14 protein-coding genes are annotated in these 12679 nt (G+C 37.2%); all 14 read left to right on the forward strand.

The genetic code is table 11. The features are described 5' to 3' along the window. Window positions 1–21 precede the first annotated feature (21 nt). The 14 genes from flgK to BMY13_RS05340 all read left to right on the forward strand — a co-directional run bounded on the left by flgK (window position 22) and on the right by BMY13_RS05340 (window position 12458). Window positions 22–1560, forward strand: coding sequence for a flagellar hook-associated protein FlgK (gene flgK, locus BMY13_RS05280; RefSeq protein WP_092491965.1), 1539 nt, complete (start codon window positions 22–24; stop codon window positions 1558–1560). Window positions 1561–1570: 10 nt separating this feature from the next. Continuing rightward, the gene (gene flgL / locus BMY13_RS05285) at window positions 1571–2476 is read left to right on the forward strand and encodes a flagellar hook-associated protein FlgL (protein ID WP_092491966.1); all 906 of its coding nucleotides are present in this window, start codon (window positions 1571–1573) and stop codon (window positions 2474–2476) included. A gap of 85 nt (window positions 2477–2561) precedes the next feature. After that, window positions 2562–3134 (forward strand): DUF6470 family protein, encoded by a 573-nt coding sequence (locus BMY13_RS05290; RefSeq protein ID WP_092503068.1) that lies wholly within the window; start codon window positions 2562–2564, stop codon window positions 3132–3134. Between the two features lie 21 nt (window positions 3135–3155). Further along, the gene (gene fliW, locus BMY13_RS05295; RefSeq protein WP_092503071.1) at window positions 3156–3605 is read left to right on the forward strand and encodes a flagellar assembly protein FliW; all 450 of its coding nucleotides are present in this window, start codon (window positions 3156–3158) and stop codon (window positions 3603–3605) included. Window positions 3606–3607: 2 nt separating this feature from the next. After that, window positions 3608–3838: a carbon storage regulator CsrA gene (csrA, locus tag BMY13_RS05300; RefSeq protein ID WP_092491969.1), complete on the forward strand. Its 231-nt coding sequence runs from the start codon at window positions 3608–3610 to the stop codon at window positions 3836–3838. Window positions 3839–3932: 94 nt separating this feature from the next. Next, window positions 3933–4283, forward strand: coding sequence for a flagellar protein FlaG (gene flaG, locus BMY13_RS05305; protein WP_092491970.1), 351 nt, complete (start codon window positions 3933–3935; stop codon window positions 4281–4283). 14 nt (window positions 4284–4297) lie between these two features. After that, on the forward strand, window positions 4298–5767 hold the full coding sequence (locus BMY13_RS05310) for a flagellar hook-associated protein 2 (protein ID WP_092503073.1): 1470 nt from the start codon (window positions 4298–4300) through the stop codon (window positions 5765–5767). Window positions 5768–5788: 21 nt separating this feature from the next. Next, the gene (gene fliS, locus BMY13_RS05315) at window positions 5789–6190 is read left to right on the forward strand and encodes a flagellar export chaperone FliS (protein ID WP_092491972.1); all 402 of its coding nucleotides are present in this window, start codon (window positions 5789–5791) and stop codon (window positions 6188–6190) included. Beyond that, complete coding sequence (locus tag BMY13_RS05320) at window positions 6190–6543, forward strand: flagellar protein FliT (RefSeq protein WP_092503075.1); 354 nt, start codon at window positions 6190–6192, stop codon at window positions 6541–6543. The genes fliS and BMY13_RS05320 overlap by 1 nt, the downstream gene beginning before the upstream one ends. 201 nt (window positions 6544–6744) lie before the next feature. Then, window positions 6745–7296, forward strand: a complete 552-nt coding sequence (hpf, locus tag BMY13_RS05325; protein ID WP_092503077.1) for a ribosome hibernation-promoting factor, HPF/YfiA family — start codon at window positions 6745–6747, stop codon at window positions 7294–7296. A 462-nt stretch (window positions 7297–7758) separates the two neighbouring features. Further along, window positions 7759–7914, forward strand: coding sequence for a hypothetical protein (locus tag BMY13_RS19425; RefSeq protein ID WP_175476714.1), 156 nt, complete (start codon window positions 7759–7761; stop codon window positions 7912–7914). Window positions 7915–8204: 290 nt separating this feature from the next. After that, window positions 8205–10718: a preprotein translocase subunit SecA gene (gene secA / locus BMY13_RS05330; RefSeq protein WP_092503079.1), complete on the forward strand. Its 2514-nt coding sequence runs from the start codon at window positions 8205–8207 to the stop codon at window positions 10716–10718. 70 nt (window positions 10719–10788) lie between these two features. Beyond that, window positions 10789–11890 (forward strand): peptide chain release factor 2 gene (prfB, locus tag BMY13_RS05335; RefSeq protein WP_139184802.1). Its coding sequence is split into 2 segments (ribosomal slippage): window positions 10789–10860 and window positions 10862–11890, totalling 1101 coding nucleotides; the frame shifts between segments, so codons are not numbered across the junction. Window positions 11891–12074: 184 nt separating this feature from the next. Further along, window positions 12075–12458, forward strand: a complete 384-nt coding sequence (locus BMY13_RS05340; protein WP_092503083.1) for a c-type cytochrome — start codon at window positions 12075–12077, stop codon at window positions 12456–12458. Window positions 12459–12679 lie beyond the last annotated feature (221 nt).

The following is a 12679-nucleotide window of genomic DNA, read 5'->3' on the forward strand; positions in this document are numbered from 1 at the left end:
AACGATCGGAGGGAGTAAGCAATGAGTACTTTTCATGGGTTAGAAATGGCTAAGCAAGCTTTATCTGCACAGCAATCAGCACTATATACAACTGGACACAATATCTCCAATGCAAATACAGAAGGGTATTCCAGACAGCGTGTAAATTTTGAAACGACATCACCATTTCCAGCTGCTTCACGGAATCGTCCGGAGATACCTGGTCAAATGGGTACAGGTGTGGAAGCTGGGTCGGTACAACGGGTCCGAAATCAATTTCTGGATTATCAATATCGTGCAGAAAATAGTAAATCCCATTATTGGGACACAAAAGCAGATGCTCTTAGTAAGATGGAAGGGCTGCTGAATGAACCATCTGAGAATGGATTGAATAAAACGATGGACAAGTTTTGGCAATCACTTCAGGATTTATCGGTTAACCCCGAAAATACTGGGGCACGATCTGTTGTCGCACAAAGAGGGCTTGCAGTAGCAGAAACCTTTAACTATATGTCTGATTCATTAGGAACGATGCGAACTGATTTGAAGGATCAAATTGATGTTAAAGTCAAAGACGCGAACTCTATTTCTGACCAGATCAATTCATTGAATAAACAAATTAAGAATATAGAGACACACGGTTCCTTGGCAAATGACCTTTATGATGAGCGTGACCGTTTAGTTGATGAGTTATCAGGAATCGTTAATATCGAGGTGTCCTATTCAAAAAGCAGCGATGCCGCTCTTGACACTGCAGATGGATTGGCAACTATTAAACTTGCAGATGAAAGTGGCAAACCACTGGGTTCAACTCTGGTTAATGGTGATTTATCACAAGGTGATCTGAGTTTTAATGAAATAAACGTTAAGGTAACAGATGACGCTGTTGAAACAATCAGTGCTGATGGCGAAACCTATACAGCAACAGAATTCACTTCACAAGGATCACTTAAAGGGTTTATTGAATCATATGGTTTTACGGATGGCGTAGATAATGCAGGTAATACTGTTGTTAAAGGTGAATACCCTGATATGCTGGCAGATTTGGATAAAATGGCTAAAGCATTTGCTGATGAATTCAACGATGTTCATAATGATGGTGCGAATTTAAATGGAGAACAGGGTACCGCTCAATTTTTTCAAAATGCGGATGATGAAACTGCTGCCAATATAACAGCTGGAAATATCACCGTGAGTGAAACGATATTGAATAATCCAGATGAAATAGCTGCGAGTAATGGTGGTGGTTCTGGAAATGGCGAAAATGCTTCCGATTTAGCTGATATATTTGATGCAGAAAATGGCGATCTAGATAATGCTTCTGTTAGAAGTTACTATGAATCTATTATTGGTGATATGGGTGTAAACGCTCAAAAAGCTAATAGTATGGTAGAAAACTCTGGAATACTAAGATCACAAGTAGAAGATCAACGAATGTCGGTTAGTTCTGTTTCATTGGATGAAGAAATGAGTAACATGATTAAGTTCCAGCATGCGTATAGTGCAGCTGCCCGCAGCATGACAGCTGTAGATGAAATGATTGATCGTGTTATTAATAATATGGGATTAGTAGGAAGGTAGGTAAGTATTGATGCGAATTACACAAGGTATGCTTTCGAATAATATGCTTAATAACTTGTCGAACAGTTACTCCAAAATGAATACGTATATGAATCAGTTATCTACGGGTAAAAAAATCAACAAGCCCTCTGATGATCCTGTAATCGCAATGAAAGGGATGAGCTACCGGACAGAGTTGAAGGAAGTTGAACAATATCAACGGAACACGAATGAAGTTCATAATTGGATGGACAACTCAGATGCTGCATTGGATAAAACCACCCAAGCACTGCAAAAGTTACGGGAATTAGCTGTTCAGGCAAGTAATGATACATACGACGATGGACAACGTGAAAACATTATGGAAGAGGCAGAACAGTTAAAAGAGCATCTTGTTGATATTGCTAATACGGAGGTCAATGGTAAATATATTTTTAATGGGACATCAACTGATACAAAACCAGTTACCACTAACGAGAATGGTGACATTACAAAAATTGCGATTAATTCAGATCCAGTTATGATTGAAGTTGCAAATGGGACTAAATTACAAGCAAATGTTGATGCAGGAAGCGTATTTGCTGGGGATCCAGATAGTGCTGGTGATATGTTTGGTGAAATTGACACATTTATTAATGCGCTTGCTGATGGTAAAGATCAATCTGCAATTGAAGATAGTATTAAATCCCTTGATGCAAACATTGATAATGTCGTTAATGCCCGTGCAGACCTTGGCGCACGAATGAATAGATTGGAATTAGTGGAAAATAGGTTAAGCGAACAAGAAGTAATTGCTACCCAAACAATGTCTGAAAACGAAGATATCGACTATGAGAAGGTAATTACTAAACTGACATCACAGGAAAGTATACATCGCGCTGCCTTATCAGCTGGATCGAGAATAATTCAACCTACACTAATGGATTTTTTACGCTAATTAGTTTGCAAGCCCTGGCCTTTATGGTACAGGGCTTTATTAACAGTAATGAAAGTTTCTAAAAAACTAGTCAAGGATTGATGATATGGAACTACCACAAATACGAATGGAATCGCAAATGGCACGTATACAAATTCAACAAATAGCTGGAAAACAGGAAATTCAGCAACCACAGGCTCAAATTTCGATTCAACAGCCTAAAGCCGAAGTTTCCATGAGGACGACACCCTCTAAGTTAAGCATTGATCAGACACAAGCCTGGGAGGACATGGGTCTAATGCATATTTCTAAACGAATAGAAAAGTTTGCAAATGACGGTCGCCAAGGATTGCTAGAAGGTATCGCTCGGAGGGTTCAACAAGGTGCAGAGCTTATGAAGATCGAGAATGATGGCAATCCAATTGTGAACCAAGCTGTAACAAATGCACACGACCAAATGAAGCAATTAGGCATTAAATTTATTCCATCACATTTTGCTGTTAAAATTCATTATCAACCATCTGAATTAAAAATTGATACGGAAGTAAACCAACCAATTATTAACAATAAACCACAAATGCCGATTATCAATTACCAGCCTGGGGAAGTATCAACGAGTATGAAGCAATATCAGGATCTGCAAATAGATTTTATTAACCTATTCTCCGAATCTGCTTAAGAAAGGATGTTTAAAAATAATATGAAAATAGAGACCAAATATTTAGGTGACATGGAAATAGTAGATAGTAGGGTTATCCAATTTCCATCAGGTTTACCTGGGTTTATTGATGAAACAAAGTTTGTATTACTGGACTTGCCAGATAATGCATCCTTTCAAATCATGCAATCAATTATCACTCCTAGTATCGCGTTCATTGTTACAAATCCATATCAATTTTATCAGAACTATGTAATCGACTTGGACGAGGGTATTATTGATAATCTGCAAATTGAAGATGATAAAGATGTGATTGTATTGGTTATTGTGACGGTAAAGGATCCATTCAATACAAGTACAATAAACTTAAAGGCACCAATAATTATTAATTCACAAACGAAACAAGGGAAGCAATATATTTTAAATGTGGATGAATACCCATCCAAGGCTGCAATTGCTCCATCAGCTTCCTCCACTGGGAAAGGGGAATAACGATGCTTGTACTTACCAGAAAGCAGAATGAGTCAATCCAAATTGGCGATGATATTGAGATCAAAGTGTTGGCAATTGATGGTGATCAGATAAAACTAGGAATTGATGCGCCAAAGTCCATAGATATCCACCGAAAGGAAGTTTACTTGGATATTCAGAACCAGAATAACGAAGCAGTTAATGTTTCACAGGATATTCTTAAATTGCTGGAGAGTAAAAACAAAGATAGTTAATAGCATATATAAATTCTCACTCAAACCTTAACATTACATAACTTTATTCCGATATAAATAGAAAATAGAATAAATACGAGGAGTTGCTTGGGCAATGAAGTTAGAAAATGCACTAACAGGTGCTCATCCCTTGCAAAATGAGAAATTCAGCAGGCAAATGTCAGCAGCAAAGGATAAAGTGGCTGAAAAGAAAACCGCTTTACATGATGAAGAAGTCATTAATACTGATAAAGTCAAGACAGTAGTTGATAAATTGAATGAATTTACCGAGTCACTGCGAACAGATTTAAAGTTCGAATATCATGAAAAATTAAATGAATATTATGTAACGGTTGTAAACCCTCTGACAGATGAGGTCATTAAGGAAATTCCACCTAAGAACATGCTTGATATGTATGCAGCGATGGCAGAGTTCATGGGAATTCTGGTGGATGAAAAGATTTAAAGGAGTTGTATGTTATGCGTATTGGTGGTCTAGCTACAGGAATGGATATTGATTCACTTGTTAATAAGTTAATGAAAGCGGAACGGATGCCATTGGACCGAATGCAACAGGAGAGCACTACACTAACCTGGAAACGAGATGCTTTTCGGGATATTAACAAAAAGTTACTTGAGTTAGATGATATGATGCTGAATATGAAACTGGACAGAACGTATAACTCGAAATCCGTCAGTTCCTCTGATGAAAGCTCAGTTACTGCAACAGCATCTACCGGAGTACCTGATGGTAGCTACAGTATTGAAGTGAAAAAATTAGCCAGTAGTGAGACAGTTATTGGTGAACAAATCGATATTGATACAACTAAAACATTAGAGGAACAAGGAATAGTACCTGGAGAAATATCCTTTAATACTTATACAGAAGACGGGAACACCGAGACTCATACTATATCGGTTGATTCTAATGACACATTACAAGATGTACTGAAAAAAATAACTGACGATGACAATAATGTGCGAGCATTTTATGATTCAAATACAGAAAAAGTAATTATGGAGACTACAAGAACCGGAAAATACAATATTAATGGTAATAAGGAAATTGATTTTTCTACAGATTCCTTTTTAAATGATACATTGAAACTAGGGGCAGGTTATGCATCACAAGAAACAGGTGGAGAAGATGCTCAATTTAATTATAATGGTGTCGGTATGACTTCACATAATAATTCTTACGATCTTGGAGGAATCAACTTCCAGTTTAAAGGTGTAGGGACTGCCAATCTTTCAGTGACAAATAATGATGAGGCTACATTTGATTCCATCATGAAATTCGTTGATAAGTATAATGAAGTTGTTGAAAAATTGAACGGATCGCAACGTGAAGAAAAATTCCGTGATTATAAACCACTGACAGACAAACAAAAAGAGTCCATGTCAGAAGATGAAATCGAGCTTTGGGAAGAAAAAGCGAAAAGCGGTATTCTCAGTGGTGAATCAGCAATTTCTGATGGGTTATTTTCCATGCGAAGCAGCTGGTATTCCAATGTTGATACAGGTGGTGAGATAACCTCACTAACGCAAGTGGGTATTACCACCTCCAGTAATTACAAAGATGGTGGTAAGTTAATTGTAGATCCAATTGAACTGAAAGCTGCGTTGAGTGACAATCCTGAGGAAGTTAAAAAGTTATTTTCAAACAGTAGTGAAGATGGCAGCCGTGGACTTATTAATCGGTTAGATGATGCACTTGATTCGACTAGAGGAAAAATCGAAGCACGAGCTGGAAGTGGTATGGATACATTAGAAAATTACTCATTAGGAAAACGAATGAAAGAAATTAATACGCGTATTTCAGATTTCGAGGATCGCTTAGTACGGGTGGAAAACCGATATTGGAGCCAATTTACACAAATGGAGAAAGCAATACAACGAATGAATCAGCAATCAGCACAATTAATGTCCCAGTTTGGTGGAGGCGCTTAAACTTTTAAGGAGTGTTACTTTATGGCAGCAAACAAGCATTACCAGGCATATCAAAATAATTCAGTGAACACGGCGTCTGGTGGAGAACTGACTTTAATGTTATATAATGGTTGTATCAAGTTTATTAAACAATCAATTAAAGATTTACAAAATGAAAGTTTTGAAGCAAAAAACACAAATATCCAAAAAGCACAGAATATTATACATGAATTAATGGTAACATTGGATCCAGAAGTTGAAATCTCACAACAGATTATGCCTTTATACGAGTATATTAAGTTTCAATTAAAGGAAGGCAACGTCAAGAATGATGTTAATCTTTTAGAAGAAGCCTTAAATTACGTAATTGAGTTTAGAGATACTTGGAAGCAGGTTATAATACAAACGAGAAAAACGCAATATGCACAGGGCGCACAAGTATAATGAATCGACTTCAGAAAACATACAAAGTTACTAAGCAGCTTGAAGAAGTGCTAAATGAGAATATAAATGGTAAAGACCGTAATGCTGTAATTGAGCAGGTTAATCATTTGGTTGAACAGAGAGGTGACTTGCTAAGTGAAATCACTTCTCCTTATTCCGAAGAAGAAAAGCAACTTGGAAAAGAACTGGTTAAACTGAATGAACAAATTCAAGAGAAGATGAATAACCTGTTTGACGATTTGAAAGTGGAAATGAAGCAAGTGAAAAAACAGAAGAAGTCAAATCGTACATATGTAAATCCATATGAAAATGTGAAAACAATGGATGGTATGTATATGGATAGTAAAAAATAGTTAAAAACTCCTGCTAAAACCAGGAGTTTTTAACTATTTTTTTAATGAAAAAAGTGACTGTACTTCAGTGTGTATAGGGCATCCTGGAATCATTCGACAAAAAGTTACAAAATATGACACATTTTTTTGGTGGTTTAAGCAGGAAAAGTACGGGGTAACGTAGTATAATAAATACATAAGGATGAAAGGAGGACACTTTTAATGAAGTACAACATTCGTGGTGAAAATATCGAGGTGACGGGTGCAATAAGGGAATACGTAGAAAAAAAGATTAGTAAACTTGAGAGGTACTTTGATACACCCCCAACATCCGATGTACATGTAAACTTAAGTGTCTATAACGATGAACAGAAGATTGAGGTTACGATTCCGATGACTAACCTGCTACTGCGTGCCGAGGAGGAGCATATTGATATGTATGCAGCAATTGATCTGGTAGTAGATAAGTTAGAAAGACAAATTCGTAAGTACAAGACTAAAGTTAATCGTAAGTTTAGACAGGAAGGTTCTCCGAAACACATTTTTGCTGAATTGGAAAAAGAAGCATACGATGAAAAACTTGATTCAGATGAAATTGATATTGTTCGAACAAAGCGTTTTAATTTAAAACCAATGGATTCTGAGGAAGCAGTATTACAAATGGACATGTTAGGTCATGCATTTTATGTGTTTACCAATGCTTTATCTGGTGACACAAATGTAGTTTACCGCCGTAAGGACGGGAGATATGGTTTGATCGAACCTAACAGCTAAAAATAATAGATATTCACAGGACGGTCTCATATTGAGATCGTCCTTCCTAGTTTAAATGAGCAGTTAAGATGTGCTATTTTCGGCAAAAGCAAAAAACTGTACTTCTATAACAACAATCGTTTCTCAACATGAAAAAGTAGCATGTAAAAAAAATTTTTTTTAGCAGCAAGAAAGTATAAATACTTTCTTACTGGCTAAATGCAACTTAGGCACGCAAAAAGGGTTGGCGAATGCCGGGGTTTCTAACAATTTGTCGAAATTTGTCGTACAGTTTGCCAAAATTAAATTTTGGGACCTAATTTAAAGCCATTTTCAACTAATTATGCGTTAAAATTACTGTACTACTTATTTTTCTTGGAATTTATTGTCGAATTGATTCCTAAAATTGAAAAATGGCAATTAGCATCTTTACATTGTTTCGTGATATAACTGAATTACACAGAAAAGGAAGGGGATTTTGATGTGAGTGGAGTAAAGTATGATGAACTGCTAAGAAGAGTGCAGCAGCATGAAGAAACCATTACGCAACTAGTGGAAATCATAGCTGTTACAAATCGACGCCTTTCAGAATTGGAAAGGAAGCAAAATGAACAGTCGCATACATATTCGCTTACATAATTTTTCTTCTAAGCAGCAAGAGAACTATAGTTTCCACTAATATGCCTCATACTTACCTCATTTTAAAGAACAGTTCACCCCCGAACTGTTCTTTTCTCTATCATTTGTTAAACGATTAAGCTCTTTAAATCAGTTGTCATGAGACTTTAGATACGTTATTATTAATGGTGGACTATCATATTAAAGAGAATTATATTTCAAATAAATTTTATTGGTACAGTTTAAGAATAACGATGGTCATCCTGTTGGTTGAAGGCTAAGTTTTTCTTATAATACGAGGAGCGTTTTAAATGGCTGGTTTATTGACAAAGATTTTTGGTGATGGAAATAAAAAGCATCTAACCCGATTAGAGAAGAAGGTTGATCAGATAGAGGCATTGGAATCGGCAATGGAAGCTTTATCTGATGAAGATTTAAGGTACAAAACAGATGAGTTTAAACAACGTTATGCTGATGGTGAAACATTAGAGGATATGATGGCTGAAGCATATGCCGTTGTACGTGAAGGATCAAAAAGGGTGCTAGGTATGCGTCCGTTCCCGGTACAGCTTATGGGTGCGATTGCATTGCATGAAGGTAATATAGCTGAGATGAAAACAGGTGAAGGTAAAACCCTTGCTTCAACCATGCCTGCATATTTAAATGCGATAGCTGATAAAGGCGTTCATATAATTACAGTAAATGAATATCTTGCTGATCGTGATGCGGAAGAAATGGGAGAGTTATATGGATTTCTTGGCTTGACTGTCGGATTGAATGGGAACGGGTTGACCAAAGAAGAAAAAAGGGAAGCATACTATTGTGATATAACCTATGGTACAAATAATGAATTTGGGTTTGACTATTTACGAGATAATATGGTTCTTTACAAAGAGCAAATGGTTCAGAGACCTTTGAATTTCGCAATTATTGATGAAGTTGACTCTATTCTTATCGATGAAGCTAGAACACCTTTAATAATTTCAGGATCTGCACAGAAATCTGCACAGATGTATCAACAGGCAAATTCATTTGTACGAACACTTAAACATGAAACGGATTATACCTATGATGAAAAAACAAAAGGTGTGCAGTTAACAGAAGAAGGAATTAATAAGGCGGAGAGTTATTATAATATAGAGAACTTATTTGACCTAGATCATGTATCACTTACACATCACATTAACCAGGCATTGAAAGCACATGCATCGATGCATGTTGATACAGATTATGTGGTACAGGAAGGCGAAGTAGTGATAGTTGACCAGTTCACTGGACGTTTGATGAAGGGGCGCCGTTATAGTGATGGACTCCATCAGGCAATCGAGGCGAAAGAAGGATTACAGATTCAGAACGAGAGTATGACGCTTGCCTCTATTACGTTCCAGAACTTCTTCCGCATGTATAATAAACTTTCTGGTATGACTGGTACAGCCAAGACAGAAGAAGAAGAGTTCCGTAATATATATAATATGGATGTTATTGCAATTCCTACTAATCAGCCCATTATAAGAGATGATAAGGCAGATATGATTTATAAATCGATGGAAGGTAAATTCCTCGCGGTTGTAAATGATATTAAAGAAAGATATGAAAAAGGTCAGCCGGTTTTAGTTGGTACGGTGGCAGTTGAAACGTCAGAACTAATCGCTAATATGTTACAGAAGTCTGGTGTTAAACACAATGTGCTGAATGCAAAGAATCACTACCGAGAGGCAGAAATCATAGAGAATGCAGGTCAAAAAGGTGCAGTTACAATAGCAACAAACATGGCAGGCCGTGGTACCGATATTAAACTTGGTGAAGGTGTTGTAGATGTCGGCGGTCTAGCTGTTATTGGTACAGAACGTCATGAGTCACGCCGTATTGATAATCAATTGCGTGGACGTTCAGGGCGTCAGGGTGATCCTGGTATGACACAATTTTATTTATCAATGGAAGATGAATTGATGCGTCGTTTCGGCTCTGATAACCTTCGTTCCATGATGGAGCGACTTGGAATGGATGATGATCAGCCAATCGAAAGTAAGATGGTTTCACGAGCTGTAGAATCAGCCCAAAAACGTGTTGAAGGTAACAACTTTGATGCACGTAAGACAGTATTATCTTATGATGATGTTTTACGTCAGCAACGTGAAATTATCTACAAACAGCGTTTTGATGTAATAGATGCTAACGAAAATCTACGCGATATTATTGAAGCAATGATCATATCAACACTAGAGCGCGTGGTTGGTGCAAATACACAAGATGAGCTCGATGAAAATTGGGAACTTAATTCCATTGTGGAGTATGTCCACGGAAACTTATTGGACTATGACGATATATCCGTAGAAGACATCAAGGGTAAAGAACCTGAAGAAATAACAGAGTTCATTATGGAAAAAGTGAGAAAACGCTATGATGAAAAAGAAGAAGAGCTTACTACTGAGCAGATGCGTGAGTTTGAAAAAGTTATTTTACTCCGTACAGTTGATACGAAATGGATGGACCATATTGACCAAATGGACCAGCTTCGCCAAGGGATTCACCTGCGTGCGTACGGACAAAATGACCCATTACAGGAGTACCAGGCAGAAGGCTTCCATATGTTTGAGCAAATGGTTGTTGCAATAGAAGAGGAAGTTGCTAAATACGTGATGAAAGCACAAATACGTGATAATCTGCAGCGTCAGGAAGTTGCCAAAAACACGCAAGCAGTATCAGGCGGACAGGATGACAAGAAAAAGAGTCGCAAACCATATGTAAAGTCGGAAAATATTGGACGTAATGATCCTTGTCCATGTGGCAGTGGCAAAAAGTACAAAAATTGTCATGGAAAGTAGTAATGAAAGCAGGCACTCCCTAAGTATGGGAGTGTTTTCATTACACGATAAAATTAATGAGGTGAATGATATGGAACTAGCGGAAATTGGAAATAAAATTGAATTAATGACAAACAGGATTGCAGATTTCAGGGGGTCTCTTTGACTTAGATGAAAAAAGGGAACGTATTGAAGAGTTGGAACAAATGATGACATTCCCAGACTTTTGGGATGACCAGAATGCTGCACAAAAAGTGATAGCTGAAACAAACGGTTTGAAAAGCTATGTCGATAGCTTTGACGAATTAGAAGAGAAGTTAGATAATCTGAAGGTATCTTTTGAACTGGTGAAGGAAGAGAATGATAGCGAGCTTTTTGCTGAGCTTGAACAGGAAATTCATACAGTACTTGAAGATATAAATAAATTTGAGTTGCAGATGCTTTTAAGCGAACCATATGATGCAAATAATGCTATTTTGGAATTACATCCTGGTGCGGGTGGTACAGAATCACAGGATTGGGCCAGTATGTTGCTGCGGATGTATCAACGGTGGGCTGATAGCCGGGACTTCTCGGTAGAAACCCTCGATTATTTACCTGGTGATGAAGCAGGGGTTAAGAGTGTTACGTTATTAATTAAAGGCTACAATGCTTATGGGTATCTGAAAGCTGAAAAAGGAGTACATCGATTAGTAAGAATTTCACCATTTGATTCTTCTGGAAGAAGACATACGTCTTTTTCATCTTGTGACGTACTGCCAGAAACGTCAGATGATGTTGACATTGAGGTTAAAACTGAGGATATAAAAATTGATACGTATCGTGCAAGTGGTGCTGGTGGACAGCATGTTAACACGACAGATTCAGCTGTTCGAATAACCCATTTACCTACAAAAATTGTCGTCACATGTCAATCTGAGCGTTCACAAATAAAAAACCGAGAACAAGCGATGAAAATGTTAAAATCCAAGTTATATCAGAAAGAAATAGAACGTCAGCAGCAGGAAGTCGATGCACTGCGTGGTGAACAAAAAGAAATAGGCTGGGGAAGTCAAATTCGCTCTTATGTCTTTCATCCATATACAATGGTAAAAGACCATCGAACAAACAAGGAAGTTGGTAATGCGCAAGGTGTGATTGATGGTGATCTCGATCCATTCATAGATGCTTACTTACATGCTCAATTAGACTAATTTCCAATAGGATAAGTCTTTATAATTTCATGAATTTGACACAATTTGGCAAAGTCATTGCCCGCCATGAAGTTTGTATAATTTTTGTATAAAAGTGGTAATGTCCAATGGTTTTAATTCTTTGTAATTAGGTTATACTAATGCTGATAACCTTTATACTAAATTATGTTAGGGGGATTTATGCATGAAAAAATGGTTATTCACAATGCTATTTGGTTCAGCGCTAGTGCTCGGTGCTTGTGGCGGTGGCGGAGATGACGGCGGTAACGAGGAACCAGCTGATAATGGTGGAACCGATACCGAAGAATCAACAGGGGATGAAGGTGGTGGCTCAGTAGATACTGCCGCTGCCGAAGAACTATATCAAAATAATTGCGCTTCTTGCCACGGTGGCGATCTTTCTGGCGGAGCTGGTCCTAAGTTGTCAGCAATTGGTTCAAAATATTCTGTTGATGAAATTGCTGGTATCCTTAAGAATGGTAAAAATAACGGTATGCCAGCATTTGAAGGTCAGCTATCTGAAGGAGATATAACAACACTTTCTTCATGGTTGGCAGAAAAGAAATAATGTGATTACTTAGCTACTGCTAGCTTGTTCTTCTGGATTAGTTTCTAAGGAACAAGCTTTTTTTGCGTTCATTTCACAGAACTCTTTAGAAAAGATACCTTATATGGATAAGTTATTTAATAAGTTAATGAATTGAAATGAAAATGTAATAATTTTTTTCTAAATTTTTTGCTGAAAAATGTTATAATATATATAATTATATACTAGAGATAGAAAAAAGG

Origin of the sequence: Virgibacillus subterraneus, assembly GCF_900110695.1 — a bacterium.
GTDB lineage: Bacteria > Bacillota > Bacilli > Bacillales > Amphibacillaceae > Lentibacillus > Lentibacillus subterraneus.